This window comes from Nocardia sp. NPDC003979, from assembly GCF_053605015.1.
In genome coordinates, this window is record NZ_JBSGIJ010000005.1 from 234,508 (window position 1) to 255,923 (window position 21,416).

At 65.0% G+C, this 21,416-nt stretch carries 17 protein-coding genes and 2 pseudogenes; 13 read left to right on the forward strand and 6 right to left on the reverse strand.

The genetic code is table 11. From position 1 onward, the window contains the following. Positions 1-2: 2 nt before the first annotated feature. Both frr and ACWEVR_RS13535 read left to right on the forward strand, forming a co-directional pair. Positions 3-560: a ribosome recycling factor gene (frr, locus tag ACWEVR_RS13530; protein ID WP_452467169.1), complete on the forward strand. Its 558-nt coding sequence runs from the start codon at positions 3-5 to the stop codon at positions 558-560. Positions 561-709: 149 nt separating this feature from the next. Then, positions 710-1,582 (forward strand): phosphatidate cytidylyltransferase, encoded by an 873-nt coding sequence (locus ACWEVR_RS13535; RefSeq protein WP_067636749.1) that lies wholly within the window; start codon positions 710-712, stop codon positions 1,580-1,582. Positions 1,583-1,587: 5 nt separating this feature from the next. Here the strand turns inward: ACWEVR_RS13535 and ACWEVR_RS13540 are convergent, their stop codons facing one another. Next, positions 1,588-1,956, reverse strand: a complete 369-nt coding sequence (locus ACWEVR_RS13540; protein WP_452467170.1) for a LapA family protein — start codon at positions 1,954-1,956, stop codon at positions 1,588-1,590. A gap of 101 nt (positions 1,957-2,057) precedes the next feature. Here ACWEVR_RS13540 and ACWEVR_RS13545 point away from each other — a divergent pair. Together ACWEVR_RS13545 and ACWEVR_RS13550 are read left to right on the forward strand one after the other, a co-directional pair. Then, positions 2,058-2,615: pseudogene (locus ACWEVR_RS13545) on the forward strand (23S rRNA (adenine(2503)-C(2))-methyltransferase RlmN); the annotation flags it as partial. Between the two features lie 55 nt (positions 2,616-2,670). Further along, entirely contained in the window at positions 2,671-4,179 is a 1,509-nt protein-coding gene (locus tag ACWEVR_RS13550) for a recombinase family protein (RefSeq protein ID WP_452467171.1), read from the forward strand. A 313-nt stretch (positions 4,180-4,492) separates the two neighbouring features. On the opposite strand, the gene ACWEVR_RS13555 is transcribed toward ACWEVR_RS13550, so the two are convergent. From ACWEVR_RS13555 to ACWEVR_RS13565, 3 genes are all read right to left on the reverse strand, one after another. Further along, positions 4,493-4,750, reverse strand: a complete 258-nt coding sequence (locus ACWEVR_RS13555; protein ID WP_452467172.1) for a hypothetical protein — start codon at positions 4,748-4,750, stop codon at positions 4,493-4,495. Between the two features lie 98 nt (positions 4,751-4,848). Beyond that, entirely contained in the window at positions 4,849-5,043 is a 195-nt protein-coding gene (locus ACWEVR_RS13560; RefSeq protein ID WP_452467173.1) for a hypothetical protein, read from the reverse strand. Between the two features lie 109 nt (positions 5,044-5,152). Beyond that, on the reverse strand, positions 5,153-5,341 hold the full coding sequence (locus tag ACWEVR_RS13565; protein ID WP_452467174.1) for a hypothetical protein: 189 nt from the start codon (positions 5,339-5,341) through the stop codon (positions 5,153-5,155). A 381-nt stretch (positions 5,342-5,722) separates the two neighbouring features. Here ACWEVR_RS13565 and ACWEVR_RS13570 point away from each other — a divergent pair, with 381 nt between their 5' ends. Together ACWEVR_RS13570 and ACWEVR_RS13575 are read left to right on the forward strand one after the other, a co-directional pair. Next, entirely contained in the window at positions 5,723-8,605 is a 2,883-nt protein-coding gene (locus ACWEVR_RS13570) for an nSTAND1 domain-containing NTPase (protein ID WP_452467380.1), read from the forward strand. 137 nt (positions 8,606-8,742) lie between these two features. After that, positions 8,743-9,030, forward strand: coding sequence for a hypothetical protein (locus ACWEVR_RS13575; RefSeq protein ID WP_452467175.1), 288 nt, complete (start codon positions 8,743-8,745; stop codon positions 9,028-9,030). 122 nt (positions 9,031-9,152) lie between these two features. On the opposite strand, the gene ACWEVR_RS13580 is transcribed toward ACWEVR_RS13575, so the two are convergent. After that, complete coding sequence (locus tag ACWEVR_RS13580; RefSeq protein ID WP_452467176.1) at positions 9,153-9,524, reverse strand: hypothetical protein; 372 nt, start codon at positions 9,522-9,524, stop codon at positions 9,153-9,155. A gap of 355 nt (positions 9,525-9,879) precedes the next feature. After that, a complete protein-coding gene (locus ACWEVR_RS13585; RefSeq protein WP_452467177.1) occupies positions 9,880-10,410 on the reverse strand; it encodes a hypothetical protein in 531 nt (176 codons plus the stop codon). 610 nt (positions 10,411-11,020) lie between these two features. On the opposite strand from ACWEVR_RS13585, the gene ACWEVR_RS13590 reads away from it, so the two are divergent. The 7 genes and pseudogenes from ACWEVR_RS13590 to ACWEVR_RS13620 all read left to right on the forward strand — a co-directional run. Further along, positions 11,021-11,344, forward strand: coding sequence for a hypothetical protein (locus tag ACWEVR_RS13590; RefSeq protein WP_452467178.1), 324 nt, complete (start codon positions 11,021-11,023; stop codon positions 11,342-11,344). A 38-nt stretch (positions 11,345-11,382) separates the two neighbouring features. Continuing rightward, positions 11,383-12,957 carry a relaxase/mobilization nuclease domain-containing protein gene (locus ACWEVR_RS13595; protein ID WP_452467179.1) on the forward strand — a complete coding sequence of 525 codons (1,575 nt, stop codon included), beginning with the start codon at positions 11,383-11,385 and terminating at the stop codon, positions 12,955-12,957. Continuing rightward, positions 12,954-14,621 carry a hypothetical protein gene (locus tag ACWEVR_RS13600; RefSeq protein ID WP_452467180.1) on the forward strand — a complete coding sequence of 556 codons (1,668 nt, stop codon included), beginning with the start codon at positions 12,954-12,956 and terminating at the stop codon, positions 14,619-14,621. The genes ACWEVR_RS13595 and ACWEVR_RS13600 overlap by 4 nt, the downstream gene beginning before the upstream one ends. A gap of 127 nt (positions 14,622-14,748) precedes the next feature. Then, a complete protein-coding gene (locus ACWEVR_RS13605) occupies positions 14,749-16,101 on the forward strand; it encodes a helix-turn-helix domain-containing protein (protein WP_452467181.1) in 1,353 nt (450 codons plus the stop codon). Further along, positions 16,079-17,404 carry a restriction endonuclease-related protein gene (locus ACWEVR_RS13610; protein ID WP_452467182.1) on the forward strand — a complete coding sequence of 442 codons (1,326 nt, stop codon included), beginning with the start codon at positions 16,079-16,081 and terminating at the stop codon, positions 17,402-17,404. The genes ACWEVR_RS13605 and ACWEVR_RS13610 overlap by 23 nt, the downstream gene beginning before the upstream one ends. After that, entirely contained in the window at positions 17,401-20,751 is a 3,351-nt protein-coding gene (locus ACWEVR_RS13615) for a hypothetical protein (protein WP_452467183.1), read from the forward strand. The genes ACWEVR_RS13610 and ACWEVR_RS13615 overlap by 4 nt, the downstream gene beginning before the upstream one ends. Continuing rightward, positions 20,748-21,410 (forward strand): annotated as a pseudogene (locus ACWEVR_RS13620) (pPIWI_RE module domain-containing protein); the annotation flags it as partial. The gene ACWEVR_RS13615 and the pseudogene ACWEVR_RS13620, both read left to right, overlap by 4 nt. Positions 21,411-21,416 lie beyond the last annotated feature (6 nt).

The following is a 21,416-nucleotide window of genomic DNA, read 5'->3' on the forward strand; positions in this document are numbered from 1 at the left end:
TCGTGATTGATGAAGCGCTCTTCGATGCCGAGGAGAAAATGGAGAAGGCCGTCTCGGTAGCGAAGGACGATCTGGGCAGCATCCGCACCGGGCGCGCCAACCCGGGCATGTTCACCCGGGTCCTGGTCGACTACTACGGCACGCCGACGCCGATCACCCAGATGTCCAGCATCACCGTGCCCGAGCCGCGCATGGTGGTGATCAAGCCCTACGAGCAGAGCCAGCTCGGCCCGATCGAGAACGCCATCCGCAACTCCGATCTCGGCGTGAACCCCACCAACAACGGTGACATCCTGCGCATCACGGTCCCGCAGCTCACCGAGGAGCGGCGCCGCGAGATGGTCAAGATGGCCAAGGGCAAGGGTGAGGACGCCAAGGTCTCGATCCGCAACGTCCGTCGCAAGGCGATGGAAGAACTCGGCCGGATCCAGAAAGATGGTGAAGCGGGCGAGGACGAGGTCGGGCGCGCCGAGAAGGAGCTCGACAAGACCACCGCCAAGTACGTGGGCCAGATCGACGAGCTGGTCAAGCACAAGGAAGCCGAACTGCTCGAGGTCTGAGCGCAGATCTCGCCAGTCCCGCTCGTGCGGGGGATGAACGGAACGACGAGTTGAGCGACGGGACAATCGTGGCCGAAGACGCCGCCGCCACAGGTGCGGCACCGGAACCGGAATCGCCGCCGGACACGGTCGAGCCGACCGGTGCGGCCGTGGCAGGGGACGAACCCGGCGCGGCCGTGCCGCAGGAACAGCCGAAGGCTCCGGCATCGCGGGCGGGTCGCAACCTGCCCGCGGCGCTGGCGGTCGGCTTGGGCCTCGGGTTGTCGCTGATCGCGATCCTGTTGTTCGTCCCGAAGGTGTTCATCGGCGTCGCCGGTGTCGGTGTCGGCGTGGCCATGTGGGAGGTCACCAAGCGGCTGCGCGAAGCCGACGTCCTGGTACCGCGCATCCCGTTGCTCGTCGGCGGACAGGCGGTGTTCTGGCTCGGCTGGCCGTGGGGTGCGAGCGGGGTGCTCGGTGCGTTCGCCGCGACCGCGCTGACCTGCATGGTCTGGCGCCTGTTCGATCACGGCCTGAGTACCGCGCCACGGAACTTCCTGCGCGACACCGCGATCGCGATCTTCACGCTGTCCTGGATCCCGCTGCTCGCGGCCTTCTCGACGCTGCTGCTGCTCGAACCCGACGGCAACCTGCGGGTGCTCACGTTCATGATCCTCGTCGTCTGCTCCGATGTCGGCGGTTACGTCGCAGGCGTGCTGTTCGGCAGGCATCCGATGGTGCCCGCGATCAGCCCGAAGAAGTCGTGGGAAGGGTTCTGCGGTTCGCTGGTGTTCAGCGTGATCGGTGGTCTGCTCACCGTCACCCTGCTGCTCGAGGCCAACTCGATGATCGGTGTGGTGCTCGGCGTCGGCCTGGTGGTCGTGGCGACCCTCGGCGACCTGATCGAATCGCAGATCAAGCGCGAACTCGGCATCAAGGACATGGGCACGTTGCTGCCAGGGCACGGCGGGATCATGGACCGGCTCGATTCGATGCTGCCCTCGGCGTTCGTGTCGTGGCTGGTGCTCAGCGCGTTGATCTGAGGTTCTCAGGGTTGCCGGGCGGCATGGCGCAACTGCAGGATGCGGATGCCGCCGACCAGCCCCATCACCAGTGCGCCGAGGATCACCGACAGCAGCACCATGATTCCCAGCGGTAGCGAGAAGCTCCAGAACAGCAGCGTCACCTGCACCTTGTCGAGGTTCTGCAGGATGAAGATCAGCAGAATGATCCCGAAGATCGCGGCAGCGAGCAGCGCCATCCACGTGTAGCCGGTGCGCGACCGCACCAGCGCGTCCGGCTTCGGTCGCTTGACGGGTGTGTGCTTGGTCGGCGCATGCTCGGGTTCTCGGCCGGCGGTGGGCTCGGGCTCAGGCTCGCGCGCCGGTGGCGTGCCTGATTCTGCGTTCGTGGACATACCTCGATCATGGCCGACCGCTATCACCGCTGCACGCATCTTCTCGATAACGGCGCCCGGCGTGGCGGCCCGGTCGCGGCGTTTGGGACAATGGAGGAATTATGGCCACCTCCCTGCCCCTCGTGTTCGATGCCCCGCGTCGCGGTATGCCGCCGCGCCACCTCGCCGACCTCGACGCGGACGAGCGCAAGGCCGCGGTGCAGGAGCTGGGCCTGCCGAAGTTCCGTGCCGATCAGCTGGCGCGCCAGTACTACGGCCGCCTGCAGTCCGATCCGGCGCAGATGACCGATCTGCCCGCCGACGTGCGCGAGAAGGTGGGCGAGACGCTGTTTCCGCCGCTGCTCGACGTGGTGCGTCACCTGGCCTGCGACGAGGGCGACACCCGCAAAACGCTCTGGCGCGCCCACGACGGCACGCTGCTCGAGAGCGTGCTCATGCGCTACCCCGACCGCAATACGCTGTGCATCTCCAGCCAGGCGGGCTGCGGCATGGCGTGCCCGTTCTGTGCGACCGGGCAGGCGGGGCTCACCCGTAATCTGTCGACCGCCGAGATCGTCGACCAGGTGCGCGCCGCGGCCGCCGCCCTGCGCGACGGCGAGGTGCACGGTGGGCCCGGCCGTTTGTCCAACATCGTGTTCATGGGCATGGGTGAACCGATGACGCCCGTTTGACAAATGCTCTGACCTGCGGCAATACTGCCTCACCGTGGTTAATGTGCTTTACGCCGAGCGGATCAGTCTCGATCGCAAGGAGAGGACTACCGACTCGATCGAGCGGCAGCATGCCAAGCTGGAGATGCGCCGCGAAGAGGAGTCTCGGTTGCGTCCAGTGACCGTCGTCGGTCACGCGGTTGATCGCTCGGTCTCCGGCGATGTCGACATGTTCGACCGCCCCGACCTCGGCCAGTGGCTGAATGAGGAAAGGCGCGACCGCTGGGATGAGCTATGGGTGACAACCCAGGACCGGCTATCCCGAAATGACGTGCATTTCTTGGCGTTCGTATTCAAGGTTCTCGAGTGGGGAAAGACCCTCGTCGTTCTCGACGACCCTTCGCTCGACCTCCGCACGCCAGAAGGTAGGTTGATCGCCCACGCCAAAGCGCTCGGTCCGGCCAAGGAGCTCGCGCGGATTCGTGCGCGAATTGCCGAGAGCCACGAGACCAGGCGCTACACCCGAGCGTGGCCCGGCGGGGTTCCGACCTACGGCTATGTCACCACGAAGGTGATCTTGGACGGCAATCCCCGGAAGGTGCTTCAGCTCGATGAGTACATGTGTTCGGTTCTTCATGAGATGCGACGCTGGATGGTTGAGGGCGAGGATACGATCAAAGGTGTTTGGGCCAAACTGAATGCTCGAAAAGAGCTCACGGCGAAAGACCGGTGGCGACTGTCGATCGGGCAACCTATCAAGAACGGTGTCGGTGAAGTTTGGTCGCCATCGTCGGTTTCGAATCTGCTGACTTCCCCGGCATTGTTGGGGCAGAAACTTCACAACAGGAAACCGATGTTCAACCCGGACGGTTCGCCGCTTATCATTGCCGACCCGGTTTTCGACAGAGAGGAATGGGCTACGCTGCAGGCGGCGATCATGGCGCGCCGACGTTCGCCTTATCGAAAGTATGGTGCATCGCCACTCTTGGGGGTAACGTTCTGCGGCCGATGCGAAGCCTCGGCAACACATGTTGCGACGTTCCGGAATGAGGATGAGGCACCACGATATCGGTACTACAGGTGCACCAATCAGAAGCTGGAAAGGCCGTGCCCTGGCATCAGCAAGAAGGCGGCTGAGGTCGAAGAGATTGTTGAACGAGTCTTCCTGCAAGAAGTCGGTGACATCAATGTCGCCACCAAATCCTGGATTCCAGGGGAGGATCACGCCGAGGAGTTACAGCGAGTCCGTGCTGCTATTTCACGGCTGGAGAATGAACGTGATACGTCGCTCGGCTGGGATGAGGAGGACGAAGAAGCCTACGTAACCCGCAAGGCCCGTCTCGTAGCTCGTAGAAATGAGCTCAAGGCCAAGCCGAGTCGTCCATCTGGATGGGCATACACTGACACCGGTCAGAAATATCGCGATGCCTGGGAGATGGCGGACGAACAGGGCAAGAGGAAACTCTTGGTCGACGCGGGCGTGCGGTTCATCATCAACGGACCGGATGACTACGACGTCATAGTTCCGGACGACATCGCTGCCCGGCTCCAAGCTGTATCCGCAGTCGCGTAAGCGCGTACTGCACTCACTCCGCATCGCGTACCGAATTGGCAACGACCTTGTGCTCCGACCAGGTCCGGCTGTAGTCGATGGCGCCCAACGGCGGCCCGAATTTGCGGGAGCTCCTCGTGCGGTGCGCGCCCCTGCCGACGGCGGCGAAGGTTCGCTGCGCCGCTTTCGGCGAACGCCTCTGACTCGGCCGTGAGTCCGGTATGCGGTTTGAAGGTGACACGGAGAGTGGGCTGGTAGCCCGGCGGCTTGGTCGGATCGGAGTTGTCCTGATCCGACCAAGCCGACAGCTAGAGCTGGGGTAAGGGTGTGGAAATCAGGAGGTCAGGATGGTGTACCAGCCGGGCGCCCACCCGTTGTATCCGGGAGAGTGGTGGCATCCTCGGACGAGGTGCCAGCCCTGACCGATCTGGTAGCTTTCGAACGCCCGGCATTCGTGCTCGGTGTCGAAGCGGAATTCCAGACCGCCGGTCTGCGCTTGCGCGGTGGCGACGACGGCGGTGCTTTCGATGATGGTGATGCCGAAGGTGGCGCTGAGGGCGATCATGGCGGCTGTGGCGAGGGATTTGAACATTGTGGCTCCTGTGGTGATCGGTTGGTGAGGGTGGGGCGGTGCTGGATCGTGTGATCCAGCACCGCTTTTGGGATCTACTTCGGGAGAGGTACGAAGCTCTAGCCCGGCTGGCACCCGATGTGGGTCACGGTGCCGGGGGTGCAGGGCGGCAGCGCGGAGCCGGTGTTGGTTGCCTGAGCGATCGTGTGCACGATGTCGACGAGGGGGTCCGCGGTGGCGGTGGGCGCGGCCAGGGCGAGCCCGATTCCGGCGGTGAGGATGGCTTTGCCGACAAGGTTTCGTGCGAGCGTCATTTCGACTCCTACGGTGTAGAGGGATGTGCGGGTACGCCGTCGGCGCGGTGGCGTCGGTCGGCGACAGGGGGTGCGGGGGCTGGGCGGCGAGCCCAGCCCCCGCGATCGGTCAGCGGACTTCGCGGCCGTTGACGCGGATTTCCTTGGTGCGGTCGCCGTCGCGGAAGGCAACCTTGGTGGGGTTGCCGAAGGCGTCGGTACCGGTGACGGTTCCCTTGCTGCCAGCGCCGACGGAATCGCGGACGATGCCGCCGAGATCCTTGTTGGCGACGACCTCATCGCCCTTCTTGTAGCCCATCTCGGGTCCTCCTTGCTGGTGACTCCGCGGTGCGGAATCTGGTTGGGTGCCGCCGCTTTCGGTGGTCGGCTCGTTCAGATTGACCGGCGGTCGGAGGGGGCGTCCAGCGTTCGCCGCCTATACATACACGTCCATACGCCCAGGTCAGCGCCATAATGCCGGTGAGCAGCGGCAAGTTGGGACGGCAACGGCGGAACGCGGGCGGGCATGTGCGGGAGGTGACGCGGAGCGGCGATCGCCCTCGCGCGGGGGGCGGTGATCATGGTGTGCGTTCGGTGGATCAAGCCCGGGGCGGTCGTGTTCAATGGCGGGGTGAACGATGGGGGCGGGGACTCGCCGGATTTCGATGCGGCACAGATCGAATCGCGAGAGCAGTTCGGCATGGTGATGCGAGCTGTCAGGGAACTGTCCGGGTTGTCGATCCGTCGGGTCGCCAAGACCTCCGGGGTTTCTCACGGGACGTTGAGTGGGTGGTTCGGCGGCACCGCTGTTCCAGCGAGGGACGCGGCCCCGCATCTCGCGCGGGTGCTCGAGGTTTGTGGTGCCGCTGATCAGTTCGAGGTGTTGTGGGCGGCGGCGAACCGGGTTCGTGACATCCCGCGCCCGACCCGGCCGAAGAATTCGCCGTATCGCGGTCTCGAGTCGTACCGGCCAGAAGACGCTGAGTTGTTCTTCGGTCGCGACGATCTCGTCGCTGAACTCGGTGCGCGGGTTGTCGCGGGGCTCACGGGGGAGGGGCCGCTGCTGATCGGTGTGCCGGGGGCATCGGGGTCGGGCAAGTCGTCGGTGTTGCAGGCGGGGTTGCTGGTTGTGTTGGCGAAGCTGAATCGCCCGGCCTGGCGGATGGTTCCGGGCACCGACCCGGGTGACGCGTTGAGCAAGGCGCTCGAGGCGCTCGGTGATCGAGATCAGGGCGCGGTCCTGATCGTCGATCAAGCCGAGGAGCTGTGGACCTACACCGAATCCGCGAAGAAGGACCGTCCGGCGTGGTCACCGGCACAATTCGTGCAGCGGCTGGTCGATCTGACCGAAACCGGTGTCGTGGTGGTGTTCGCGCTGCGGGTGGACTTCTTCGCGCGCGCCTTCACGATCCCCGCGCTGGAGCGAGCGTTGACCACCGACGCGGTCCCGGTCGGCCCCATGAGCAAAGAACAGTTGAAGGAGGCGATCACCAAGCCCGTCGAAAAGCTCGGAGGTGTCGAGCCCGCTCTGGTGGAGGTGCTACTCGACGAGCTCGCCGTCGCCGGTGGTGGGGCGCACGATCCCGGTGCTTTGCCGTTGCTCTCTCATGCCCTGGACCGGACTTGGGCCAAGCGCAGGACGATGACGCAGCTCACCGTGGCGCACTACCGCAGTACCGGCGGGATCCGGGAGGCGATTGGGAGATCGGCGGAGAACGTCTGGGATGAACTGGACGCGGATCAACGCAGGGCAGCAGAGCGGCTGTTCGCCCGGGCAGCGCGCCGCGGTGACACCGGGTTGGTTCGGATCCTGATCCGGCCGACCGAACTGGATTGGCCCGATGTCGGCCGCGAAACAACTGAGCTGGTGATCGGCGAGTTCGTCACCGCTCGACTGTTGACAACGACCGATGACGGTGTGCAGATCACCCACGAAGCGTTGCTGCACGCGTGGAAACGGTTGCGGGACTGGATCGACGAGGACGCCGCAGGCCACGCGCTGCACCTGCGATTGGCTGAACTCACCCGCATGTGGGACCCGGCCGACCCGTCGACCTTACTCAGTCCCGCGCGCACCGCGGAGTATCAACGCTGGCAGACCGACCCAGGTCAGCGCCGTTGCCTCACTGTGGCCGAGAGTGAATTCGTCGCGGCGAGCGCCGCCCACCATGCGGCAGAGCGCGAGCGAGAACATCAACAGGCTCTGCGCGAACGCCGCCAGGTCCGCCGCCGCCAGATCTGGGCCGGTGCTGTGCTTCTCGTCGTCGTGCTGTTGGTAGGTACGGTCGTGCTGGTAGTGCGGGCACGATCCGAAGCGGTGGTTGAACGCCAGGCGATTTGGTCGGGGACGTTAGCCCAAGCAGCCGAACGCCACGGCGCCATGAGGGACCCCGATCCGTTGGACCTGCAGCTCGCTTTGGCCAGTTACGAGGTGTCTGCGCGCGAAGACGTCGCGAACCTGATCGAGCAGCGATGGGATGGGGCGCGTCGATGGCGTAGCGGCATCAAGGTGAATGCCGCCGCAGTGACCCAAGATTCGTCGCTTCTGGCGTTGACCGACGGCACCACGATCAAGGTCACCGACCGCCGCCGCCCGCGAGACGGCACCCATTACGCCCAGGTCGATGCGCCGGTGCTGGGCGGGCGAATCAGTGCGATCGCGTTTCGGCCTCGCACCCATCTGCTGGCCGCCGCTGCGGGGACCGAAGTGGTCCTGGTCGATGTCGATGCACCCGAACAAATCCTTAGATTGCCGGGGCCGACCGGGTCTGTTCGTGATCTGGCGTGGGATCCGACGGGGACCGAGCTGGCCGCTGCCAGCGACGCCGGGGTGATCCGTTGGCGCTTCGACGGTCGGACATGGCAGCGGGCTGATGCCCTCAACGCCGCGCTCGCGGTCGACTACAGCGCGGACGGTCGGCAGCTCGCTGCGGTCAGGTCAGATGCATCGGGCGTCGAACTCTGGGAACGCGATCATGCGACGGGTCACCTACGAGTGCTCGCCCCGATCGTGTTGGCCGTGCCGGGCGACACCATGCCGGACAGTGCGGGCGGGTCGCCTCGGCCGCAGGGAATCACGGACATCTCATTCCCAAGATTGTCCGAAACACCCTTCAAGCCGGTGCTCGTCATCGTGACAGCGCGTGATTACACCGAGCTGGTCACTGACCAGCAGGAGGTAATTGGTGTGCTTATGGCGGGTGTGAGCACCAGACTGGCAGCGGGCGCCCCCGGATTCGCCGCAGGGATCACTAAGGGCGCGGGCCGCATCAGTGTGTATGAGTTTTTCGGTGTCGGCCTCTCAGACCCAGTGGATTCGGTGTCGGCGGGCAGCAGTGAGTACGAACTCCAGGCCGCGGGCGCCGCAACTTCCTCGATTGCGGTCGCCGACGAGGGCGAGACGTTCATCGTGACCACGCAGGACGGGATGGTCTACGAGTGGCAAGAACCCATGCCACCGCCTGATCCAACTGTGTCTGTCGAATCGGTACGCGCGGCGATCTGCGCGGACTCGGCAGGACTGATCACGGCGGAGGAGTGGCAGACCATGCTGCCCGAAGTACCGTTTCAACCGTTCTGCTGATCCCGCAACTACGCTGAAAGACCGGCTGCACCTTGGTGACGAGGTCCGCAATGGGTGTTCGACAACGGTACCGCCTTCGTTGGGTGCGGAGACGGTGCCTACCCAGGTGGTAGGGAATTGCGCGGGAGCGCCATGCTGTGTCGTTTGCTGAGCACCTCGATCACACCGCGGGTGTGATGGACGGAATGTGCGCAGCGGGCAGTGCGGTCGACTGGTTCATCGGCGATCTCGCGGCACTGGGTAACGGCCTTGCCGTCGAGGCCGAGCAATCGGGCGATTGCGACCACGGTTCGATATTCCTCGGGTCCGTCGTGCATCGCCAACGGTGCTGGTCGCGTGGCGGCTTCCCAACGTTCTGCGAAGGCGTCGAATTCGTCGCGGTCGAACTCCTGGGCGGGAGTGCCTCCACCCAGGCCCGTGCGTGAGTGGGTTGTTGGGTTTCGGAAAGTCGGGACGGCCCAACCAGTTGTTGCGAATCGAACCGTAGTTGCGTCCGTGTAGAGCGGCCCATTCCTTCAATGTGATCAGTGTTTCCGCGCGCTCACTGTTATCGGCCGGTCTCGGGCTCGTCCGCGTCGTCGTCGTTGTACCAGTCGTCGGGGACGCCATCGGTCCACACCACGGCCTTGGCGAGGTGGTCCCAGGTTGCGTGCGCGAGAGCTTGCGCGCGTTGTTCTGTTTCGTCTTTCTTGTCGAGGCGAGCGCCTGCTGGGATGCGCCAGAGTTCGGCGCGGAAGTCCCACGCGGAGCCGGAAATCTGCGCCGAGGAGCTGACCTCCTCTGCTGCCCAGGCGCGTGCTTCGTCCTCGGAAGTGAAGTCGGTTTCCTCCATCAGCCACCGGTTCTGGCCGGGCGGGACGCTGGAAAGGTTCACGTAGAAGCGATCGTGATTTGCGATTGCTGCGATGGGCGGGTGCATCGGTATGCCTTTCGTGCTGTGCGAGTGGGATCGAAGAGTTCGGGGGCGTGGGGCCCAAAGTTGCTGGTTGCTGAGGTCGTGCCGCCTTCGTCGGTCAGGATGCGATTCAGAATCCAGCCGACGGCATCGGTGCGATACAGGCACTCCGGGGGCGACCGGCCGTCCACGAGCGGTGCGAGCGCTTCGAATTCCTCGGCCCGCTCGCTGGAGAGCACCCCGAACAGTCTGGTCCCTCGGCGGTGTGGTGGTGTCGGTGATGCGCGCCATGGTGAGGATTCTCCTTCTTGGTGAGTGCCCAGTGCTCGAATGCGCCGTACCGGACCGCCTGGGCGTGGGTGTTGGTACGGCGCATTCGTCAGCTTCGTGCCCGGGTGCCGGACGGTGTGTTTATGTCGGCAGCGTTCCGCGTCGACTTCGCGTCGGCGGATCGACCCCCGGAACCGCTGGGGGCCGGATCGGATTGCGGTGTGGCGCGCGGCGCTACCGAGACCTTCGGCGAGGCGGCCCCGGCGTCGGCCTTCTCTGTCGACGGCGGAGTCAAGGGTGCCTTGGCGGCGGTAGTTGATGTCGGGGACGGGCGGGGTTGAGGTCTGGTCTTCGCTCGCTTGGTCACGGCGCGGATCGCTGCGGTGGGCTTGAGGCCGATCCGTTCCAGGGCGTCCGGTTCGGCGCCAGCGTTTGTGGCCGCCGCGTAGGCAGCTGCCGCGGCGGCTTCGGCGGACTCCTCTTCGGCGATCAGCCGTGCCGTCTCGGTCTCGCGGTTCTCGGATGCGCGCTGCCATTCGCCGACCTTCACCGCGAGTTCGCCGATGCGTGTCTCCATGTCGTCGTCGATAATCGCGCGGCGATATGCGCTCAAGGCGTGGGTTGCCGTCTTCTTCACCATGGGTCGTGCCTCCTTGCCCGTGATCACTAATGGACCGACAGCACCTAGTGTATCGAAAGTATCGAAAGGTGGACCGTGGCGGTCGCGGGCGCGACATGGCTCGCTCGGTGAGCGTTGCCGGGCCGGTCTCGCCGCCTGTTTTGTTGGGGACTGGTGTGTCGTCGGAACCACGCGATGTGGGTGGACTCCGGCCGGGGCGCGCGGGCGGGCGGTCTTGTCGCGCAACGCTCCCGCGCATGGGTATCGGCGCGTTCGCTGGGGCGTCCGGTCGTGAGCCGCAGGGCCTTGACCGGCGATTCGGGTGAGCAAGATATCCCAAAAGTGGCCACTTTTGGGTTGCGCCCAGGGGTGGGCGCAAGACACACTCGAAGTGGTTCGAATGTATCGAAAGGCTCTAGAGCATCTAGAGGCTCCGATGTCTCCAGCCCTGCGGGATGGAGACATCGGCATGTCCGGCAGGGGGCTGCCGGACCGGAGAGCGCCGCTGGGCGCTCGGTAGACGAAGGGACGAGAAGTGTCTCCGAAGAGTGGGCAGGGCCATCGGCCCCACGCGGCGAAGCCGCGGTCGATCAGTCGACGGTCGACGTACGCGCCGGCCGAATGGGCGCTGGTGACCGCGGCGGCGGCCACGGTCGGACTGCGGCCCGGCGCGTTCATCGCCAAGGCCGCCGTCGGTGCGGCGCGTGCGTTCGCGGCGAAGCGCAACGGAGCGGCAGTTCGCACCAGCGGCCAAGTGGAGATCCTGATCGCCGAGGTGCGCGAGCTACGCCGATTGCTCGGCAACGTTGCGGGCAACGTGAACGATGTCGCTCGCCACGCGAACTCCACCGGCGAACTCGGCGACAACGCCGACGCCGTGCTGACCTACACCCGCAAGATCAACAGCCGGATCGATGTCTGGTTGGTCGAACAACTTCGGCACGGCGCGGTGTGATCGGCAAAGCGATCCGGGGATGGGACGGGCAAAGACTCGTGCGGTACTTGTTCTCGCCGGGCAAGTACAACGAACACACCAACCCCCGCGTGATCGCGGCGTGGCAGTCCGACCCCGACGCCCTACAACCGCTGTGGGTCGGGCCTGGCGACTGCGACTTCGCGCCAGGCGAGATCAGCAAACTCGCCCGGCAGGTCACCGTGCTCTCGGACGCGATCGGGCTGCCCACTCAACAGCCCGAGCCCGGCCAGCCGGGCTACACCAAGCACGGCTACATCTGGCACCTGCCCGTTGCCATCGGTGCCGAGGACGGCGAACTCGACCAACAGACCTGGCGCCGCATCGCCGAGGACATGCTGCACGAGACCGGCATCGCGAAAGCGGGCGACGCCGGGGCGTGCCGGTGGATCGCGGTGCACCACGGCAAATCCGTCGACGGCAACGACCACATCCATATCGCGGCCGTGATGGTCAGAGCCGATACCGGCAAACGGTTCTATCCCGACAACGACTGGAAAGCCGTGCGCCGAGTCGCCCGTCGCTGGGAAGAAGCGCTCGGGTTGCGGCTGACCGCCATCGACGATCCGATGGCGGTACCGACCCCGACGCGCGGCGAACAGGAGAAGGCCCAGCGTCGTCAGGCCGCCGGCGACGAGGGCATGCTGCGCGCGACACCTGGTGCCGCAGCGCGGACCCAGTTACGCCAGTTGATCACCGAGTCGGCCGCTATCGCGACCACCACCGACGAGTTCCTCGCCCGGCTCCGCGGCGCCGGCGTGCTCGTCGACCTCAAGTACGACGGCACCGGGCAGATCACAGGATGGGCAGTCGCGGCTCCCGGCGACGTGTCGGCTAAGACCGGCGCACCCATCTACTTCGCACCCAGCCGACATCTCGGTGCCGACATGTCCTGGCCACGAGTCACCGCCCGCTGGACAACGCATGCCACCTCCGGCGCCGCACGCACTGGGACCAACGACGAGATAGTCCGCGAGGCGCACACGGTGCTGGCCGACAGCGCCGACCGCGTGCGGGCGGTCACCACTGCCGTGCGCGGCGAGCGATCCGATATCGCGACGGTGGCCCGCGAGTTGCACGACGTCATCGGCAGTTGGGCCTCCATCGCCGATGGTGCCGCGCGCCAGGGCCCTCTCTCACAGGCGACGTGGACCTTCGACCGCGCGGCGCGCACACGGCACGGTTTGACCGCGGTCCCCGCCGGGCGGCTCGCCGCCGAACTACGTGCGATCTCACGCGATCTCGCTGCGGTTCGGATGCTGACCGGGCGTGGTCTGCAACGAGACCCGAGCGTGCAGCTCGGCCTCGCAGTTGCCGACCTGCTCCTCGAGATCGCTGCATGGCATCAACAACACCGGCGCATCACCGCCGCCCGCAGTGCCCGCGAAGCCGCACACCTCGTCCGCGCCCACGGTGAAGCCACCGGCACCGTCCCCGACCAACTCCCACCGCAGTGGGTGCCAGCGAACACGCACACCTCCACCGCGCCGCAGCGTGGCCCCGCTGCTCGACCAGGCGTCCGCCCCGAACAACCCGCAGTACACGGGTTCCGTGAATCACCGCACCACCCAACCAGGAAAGAACACCGACGATGAACGAGCCGATCATTGAACCGCCCGTGATGGGCATCCCCCGCGAGGACACCATGCGTATCGCCTTGGCAGTACGCAGCCTGTCCGGCGTACTCCGCCAACTGCGCGAGCAGCGTGGTCGCTCCGCGTGGGACGACGCCGAGAACGTCGCCCGCAAGAACGCGGTCCTCGATCGCCACGCGGTCACCAAGTTCAGCCCTACCGATGCCGACGAATGGAATGCCGCAGAGAAGGACGGGCGCATTCGCGCCGAACGCCACCCCGATACCGGAATGACCATCCGGGTAGCCCCGCTCTCGCACGGGCGGTTCGGAGTCCAGGCCGGATGGATGGACAACCACGCCGAGGCCGTGTTCGGCTCCGAAGAACTCGCCAACCGAGTCATCGACTGGCTGCGAAACAACGGCTCCGCCGAAGCGGTCGACGATCTGCGGCGCAACGCCGACGAACTACACGCCACCTCCCGGGCTCGACACCAGACCCTGCGAGACGTCGAGCTGGCACAGGCGCGCATGTGGGCCAAGGAACACGAAACGGACTGGTACCGCTGGTGGGAGCAGAGCTACGCCGCTGCCGACACCATCGACGGGCGACGCCTCGACGAAAACGAGATCATCCGCAAATGGGTCGACGCCACCGGCGGCAGGACAGACTCACTCGTGGGAGTGGCACGGAAATGGCTCAAGCAGCACGACCCCGAATGGGGCCACAACTGGGAGACCGAATACACGAACTGCGACACCCGTGACGGCCGCCGCAGTCTCGAAGACGAAGTAGTCCGACGCTGGCGCTCGCAATCTCGCACTGCCTCCGGGCGCGGAACCGACACGGGCAAGGCGACCGCCGAGTCCGGTGAACAAGAACGCGATCGGCAGAATCAGCGCACCCCGACGCCGTTGGCGGACCGACTGCGCGGGCGTGTGCCCGATCAGATTCTCGATGACCCACGCTGGCACGTCGCCGAGGACCAGTACACCGTGCTCACCGCGCAGGGCGCCGATCCGGAGATCCTGATCGAGTCGGTCGCCACCATCGACTTCGACAGCGGCCAGATCCGTGCTCCCAGCGGGTACGCCGCGTGGGTGATGCGCGAAGCCGTGAAGAACCGCGATGCGGGCAACACCCACGCTCGCAGCGAAGAAGACGCCCGACTTTCGGTAGCCGAGGAATGGCTCACCACCGCCGATCCCGAGTCCCCATTCGATCGAGCACGCGCCGCCCAGCTGGTTGGCGAGATCAACGACCAGTTCGATTCCCTACTGGCACGCAAGTATCCGGGCATCCTCGATGGCGACGCCGACGAGGCTCAGTTCGATCGAAACGAACCAACCGCCGACGATGCTCATACTTACGAGAACGCGAGTGCCACGCCCGCCACCGACGTGAACGGCAACACCATCTTCGTCGTGGACGGTGAAGGCACGGCCATCCCCGTCTCGTTCGTCGAGGCACCGCAACCGGAGGTCGGGACGCACTCAGAAACAGTCGATCGCCGCGCCGACGCCGGTCGCGAAGGTGGCCCGGCATCCCTCACCGTGCCGGCAGCGGCCCACGCCCCCTTGACCCCGCCTGAGCAGGACCAAACGAACACCAAGTCCCGTCGGCCAACCCCACCACCGGCCAGGCCAGCAGCAGCTGCCGCTCGACACCGGCCCCGGACACACTGACGGTATCGGGCTCGGTGTCGATGCGAACGCAAGTGACCAGGGACGTTCGAATGGCCGAATTGGTGATTGCAGCCAAATTCTCAACTCCGAGCGAATCGCCGTCGTCAACCGGTCTCCCGTCCAGCATATGGTGAGCTACCAGCTAGTGCAGGTTGAGCAGGGGGCGGCCACGGCGGGCATCCTTGCAGTCGAATCATTGTTCGCCTTATATGGACAGGTGGCGTCGTCTCTTCGTCGTATCAATTCCGCGCGCTTGCGGGCGTGTCGGGATGCGATGGGTTTGAGCCGGTCGGCCTTGGCGCAACGGTGTGGGGTGTCGGAGCGGTTGATCTACTTGTATGAGACTGGTGCGCGTTCTCCATCGCCCGCGCGACTGGCGGAACTGGCCGCAGCGCTGGATTGCGAGATTGCTGCCCTGATGGGCGAACGGTCAGAACGCGGGACATTGGTTGACCTGCGATACGCCGCAGGCTTGACACTGGCCGAGTTGGCGCGAGTGTTGCTGCGGTCGGATGCTGGGCGTGATCTCCGGGTATCGGCATCGAAACTGTCGGAGCTGGAGCGGGGTCGGCCAGTGCGCGATCGCCGGTGGCGGGATGTGAATGAGACCGGCCGCCTGCTTGCACCGCTCGCGCGGGCGTTCGGCGTGCCTGCGCGAATGGTGCTCGACGCGTGGATGCGCTCGCGTCCTGATGAACCCGCGCCTGCGAGCCCGCCGCCGGCAACGCGCCCACCGTCACGGTCAGCAGTAGCAATGTGGGAGTCGTTGAACGAGCGCCAGCAGCAGTTTCTCGCGGAGATCATGCGCGATGATCGGATGACCGAGACCGAGATGTGGATGCGCAGATTGCAGCGCTTGCCAGTGCCGCCGCCTCGGGAGTGGCGCAAACTGCCGCTGGCTCTGGATTCGTCATCTGCCGGTGTCGGCTACACCCGGCTGCAAGAGCGGCTGCGGTCGCGTGGGGTGCACGATTCGGGGGTCGGGTCGACGGTGTACGCGCTCGAGCGCCGGGGTCTGGTGGTGGTGTCGGAGGATGTTGTGCAGCATCCAGTGGCCGGTTCAGTTCGGCGGGTGATGGTCGAGATGACTCGTCAAGGCCGGGCCGCGGCTCGGGCTGGTGTAGGCGAGCCTCGGGAGCCCGATCCCGCGCCGCATCTGCTCTCGGAGTGGCTGTGGGGTGTCCTGGTGCGCGTTGCTGCGGCTGAACCGGACGGTCTCGCCGAGGATCGGCTGGCTGGGCGCTCGGTGTTCTACCTCGGTGTCGGATATCGCGGCAGGTCAGGCAGCAGGCCGAGTCGGGGGTTCGTGGATTCGGTTCCAGTTGTTGCTGCTGGTGGTACTCATGTGGCCGAATATCGTTGGCAGTTGACCGATCTCGGTCGCAGACACGTGGTCGAGTACCTCGACACCTATCGAAACGTGTATCCGGCCGTCGATACTGCTGGGTTGGCGTCGTTTGATCGCGACCGCCCGATCTGATCGCCTGACCTCCCCGGCGAATTCGGTGACTTCTTGTCGGTGCCCGGGCGTAGTGTGCCCGCTCGTGACCAGAGTCCTGAGGGATCAGACGCAGACAGGAATCGACGACATCACGGTGCGCTCGCGCGTCCTACGCGCGGCACTACGCGCCGCGGAAGCTCAGACGGTGCCAGGTATCGGTCCGGTAGACCGATTGAAGGTGCTCAGAGAGTGTCACGGTGAGGTACTCGCTGTCCGAGGTCCGGGCAGTCCCTTGTCATTCGCGGATTTCCGGTGGGCTGTCGCTGAGGACCTGGCGCGTCTGCTTCCCGAAGGGGTGGCGTCGGGCGAGTTCGAGCAGCTGTCCAGTATTGACCAGGGGCAGATAGACCCGGCGGCATTCGACCTCGCTCTCGAAGAGCAGATGGTCCTGAAGCATGTGCTGAAGAAGGCGCGTAGCTCCGGCCGGCTGTCCAGTAGGTCCGAGCTGCAGTCGGAGATCGAACAGGAGATGGTCTACACCTATCTGCGCAAACCGGGGGAACAGCGCACTTACGAGGCGGGACGCCGCGCATTGATCGAGCACCCGTACTACCCAGCCGAAGACCTGTGCGATCTTCCGATCCCGGTCTCGGTCGGGGAGTACTACCAACCGGTTCCCTACGGTTCGCAGTATCGCGGCTGGTGGTTCCCGTGTCCGATCTGCCGTTGGCCGATGCGCATCACCGCGGGCGCCGACCGCCACGTCCGCCGCGCCCAGTGCTGGCATCAGCCACACACCGACATGGGCGCCATCTACCTGATCGACTCAACTCTCAAAGAGCGTGCGCCTGAACTGATTCCCGATCACGCCGTCGACTCTCCGGAAGGACCGTTGTCGATACTGCATCCCGATACGGGCACGATCCCGGTAGCGCTCCCCGCTGAGGGGTATCGGGCCCTGGTCCGTGGAGTATGGCGGTACACCACGATTCCTGGAATCCCGGAGATTGCCCTGTATCTCGCGCTGAAGGCGCGGGGTTTGCAGGTCGAGTTGTGGCCCGGGCTGGATGCCTACGATCTGCGCGTCGTAATCGGGGAGAAATCGTCGGAACGGGTATACGCGGTCGACGTCAAGGATTTCACCAGTGCGAGGACCCTCGGTGAGTTGATCCATGCTCAAGAAGGTGATGCGGGAGGTGCCAACTGGCTGGTCGTTCCCGACCACCGCGCCGCTCAGCTGCCGTTGCTGTCGGGAGTATGCGAGCGGTACGGGCTACAGGTGGAGACGGCAACCGGTTTCGCCGAGCGGGTCTGTGCGGAGGCGGGGGTGATTTGGTCGTGAGTGAGCCATCGGTTCAGGAGACGGCGGTACTGGCGGCTCTGGCATTGGCTGCGCACTATTTTCCACAGTCTGTCGCCGGGGACGACAGGGTTGCGGCGCCGTTCGATCAAGCAGCGTTTCTGTTGTCGGGCAAGTTCCGGGCGTGGAACCGGTGGTCGGAATTGCCGCATGAGGAGAGACAGCGTATCGCGGGGGTGTACAAGATCGCTCCGGTTGCGTTGTCCGATCCTGCGAAGTTTGCGATAGCCGCGCGGATGACTCTGGCGCCGCTGACCGTCGACAGTGATGGCGACCCGCCGCTGGCCCTGTTCGAACTGGTCGGGGACTCGCCATATACAGCGACTGCTGCGGTCCCGCGCGTCGGCGGCGATCTCTTCGGATTCGTCGATCGCCGTATCGCACGGTTTCGCCGACCCAGCGCTCGCCCGAAGCCGATCCCGTTCGCCGGCCCCGGAATCTGGACCGCCGCTGAGGTCTTCGACAAAAAGGCCGGGCTGATCCGCGGACAGGTGACTATCCCGGAGTTTCCTCAGTTCACCGAGGCATTCGGCCACGACCGGCTTCCGGCGGTCGTGACTGCACCCTACCTGTCCGAGGTGTTGATTCCGACTGCGGAACTCCTTGGTCTCGCGACCAAGATCGATACTCGGCTCCATGAGCCGTACCTGTTCGATGTCCTGAACGGTCTTTTCACGGCGTTGCAAACCACCGACACCGTCTCTGCAGCCGACATGCTAGCCCTCGCGTCGGGAAGCACGCAGATACTCAACGCCCCCACTGGGACTGGCAAGAGTGTCCTCGTGCGGGTCCTGGCCGCATGGTTCGCCAAGAACAACCTTCGCGTCGCGGTAGTGCTGCCCGACATCACCGCCTGCCTGTCCACCACGGACAAGATCCAGAAAGATCTGGCCTGCCTGTACCAGATGCAGGAGTTCGACCACGAACCGACATGTGCGCACCTGATGTCGTCAGGCGGAATGCTGGATCGCGCGGACACGTTGGCGTCGTTGATCACCGAAGACGCTGATGCTCCCGGGCAATGGGGCGGGCGGGCAGACCGAGACCTCAACGCCCTGTCATACGGATGTGCTCTGGAATCACACATCGATGCCGCAGCCCCATATCCCCCCGGACGAGAACCCTGCCTGTCGCTGCACACGCAGGGCGTCGGCGCCGCGGCCTGTCCTTGGATTCCGACGTGTGGAAAGTTCACCCCTGTCTACCAAGCGTGCGAGGCAGATGTCGTAGTCATGAACCATTTCATGTTCATGCAAGGCAACCTCCGCATCGGAGTGAATCTCGATGGACGGCCGATTCGGCGGATGACCGCCGCTGAGTTCGCATTGCGGACCTGCCATACCGTTCTCATCGACGAGATCGATCAATTCCAGTGCCGTGCCATCGACAAGTCGACCAGCGATATCTCGTTGCATTCGAGGCGGCATTGGTCAGCGGTCCCGCAGGAGTTCGATGTCGATGCGAAGCGGATGCCGATCGCCGACGAGCACGACCTGCTGCCGTCGGTCAGCCAGGTTCGCCTGATGGCGGAATTCCTACTCTTGAGCATCTGCCAGAACGCCTTGAGCTTGCATGCGACCGAAGACGAAAGAGCCCGCCACCGAGTACCTGATCAGACCAGTACACGCTGGCACCTCGCCCGGGGTCGTGACCGCCGACTGATCCGCTTGCTTTTTCCGGACCTGGACTGTAGCTCCGATTCTGAGGTACCCGAGGACCTCTTCCCCAAAATCGATGCCTTGCTCCCTGGCCGGTACGGCGAACCCGGTTCAGCACCCCCGGGATCGGGGTTGCGCCTGCAGCCGGAGTGGCCACAAATCAGAGAATCCCTCAGCGCCCTCGTCGCGCCGCGCGGGAGGCACCTGCTCGATGCGGTGAAGATGGAGCTACACAAGCTGCTCGACGATCGGATCAAGGACCCGCACGACAGGGCAATGGCGGTCAACCTGCTCGTCACCCGCACCGCGATGGTCGAACTGGATGAAGCCTTGGCCGAACTCCAGCAGAAGGCGCACGGCCACCGCGGATCGGGTTTGCAGTCTGCGCACAAGATCGTCGAGAAGCTGCAGTCCTCGGCGATGATGACGGCATTTCCACAGGGAATGCTGGGCCGGTCGATCACCGGCTACCGAGTCACTGGGCTCGACGACAGAGAGCGCAACGCCGAACTCGTCGCACAGACGATCGCCGGCGACCCCCACACATTCACTGCCGAACTGGGCGGTCTGGTATCGCTGACACTCGCGGGTCATGAGCGACCCGTGATGGGCTTGTCCGCCACTGCCTACTTCCCGCAAGCAGTTCGCGAACATCTGCACGCCCCGGTGAAGTGGTGGATGACCGATGCGCAGGCCAAGTCGATCCGGGCCAAGCGTCACCGCATCGACTACAGCGAGGATCATCCTCTCGTTGGCGAACCGATCCACATCTCCGGCATCCACGCCAGCCGCAAGAAGGACGCGTTGATCGAGCTGGGCAGCCAGCTCTACGATCTCAAGATCCATCGTGAGCTGGAAACCGCGCGGAAGAAGGACCCGGGCCGTGACCACGTCTTGGTGGTGGCGAACTCGTACGAGCAATGTGGATGGATTGCCCAGGGCATTGCACGAGCAGGACGGTTCGGCGGAGGTCTGTGTGTGGCGGTTCGCACTGAGGACCGCAATCGCACGGACCTCGACTTGCCCAAGTCCAGCATCGCGACCCGGTTGACCAAAGAACAGTTCGAAGAGTTCCCTAGTCACGGCAATATCCTGGTCGTCCCGCTATCCGTCGTCGCCCGCGGACTGAATATCGTCAGCGGCACCCGATCTGCGGTTAGATCGGTGTACTTGTGTGTCCGACCGCTGGCCGACCTGAGCGAACCTGCCGAAATGTACGGCAGCATCAATGCCGCGGGTATGAACGCTCTGCCACCGGGCGGCAGCGCCGACCCTGTCGCCGCCCTGCGGCATGCGGCCGAAGCGGCCTCCGACCGTGTGACGCTGCTGCTGCGCAATCCACCCCAGTTCACCTCGATGTACAAGACCCTGCAGGAGGAGATCGTCGCGGGAATCGTCATCGATCTGATCCAGCTCGCCGGACGGGCGCGACGAGGGGGCACCGAAGCAGTACTGCATCTGGTCGACTACGCGTTCGAGGCCGACGCCTGGAGCGCGGATCTTCCCAGCATCTTGCGTCGCATTCACGCCAAATGGCCACCGGACGTGCGGCAAAGAATGAACGATCTCTACGGGGAAGCGCTCAATGCGTTCCTATCCTATGCGGGGATAGACCCCGCAGCCCCGGTCATCTCCGCCCTGCCACACATTGACCCTGAAGAGGAATCGTGACTCGATTCGATCGTGCACCCGGCAAGTACCTCGACTCGTTGGCGTTCCGGTGCACCCCAGAACTCGTCGGCGACGCAACCGTTCACGTCCGCCACCTCGACCCCGAAACCGCGAAGCTGTGGAACGACTTCGACAACCAGTGCAAACAACGGTACGGAAACGAATCCGCGCAAGCCCCCTACTCGATCGCCACCCTCGTGCTCAGCATGATCAGCGGCGGATACGTCCATTTCGACCCTGCCCGCCGCGACCCGTTCCTCGCATCACGCCAGCCACTGTCGCCCAAGTCGCTGCGGCGCGCGTTCACCCTCACCCACGGACTCGCGCTCGGCGTAGACGTTGACAGTATCGACCTCGCTCAGCCGCCGGAGCTCGCCTCACGTATCGCCGACACCATCGAGGTCAGCCATCATCTGGCCGAGCACCTCGTACCGATCGCTGGCGAGCAGCCACAGGTTCCGAACTGGGTATACCGTACAGTCGCATGGGATCTCGCCGAACGCCTCGCCGCAGAACCATGGGCGATATCTGACAACCGCAAGATCGCATTGCGGCCCGACACCACGGGCGGGCTGGTCGCCCTCGACCAGCCATGGGAAAATGACCAACGCGGACGATTCGCGCTCTCCCGCACAAGTTTGCAGCTGATTACCGTCCCACATCTC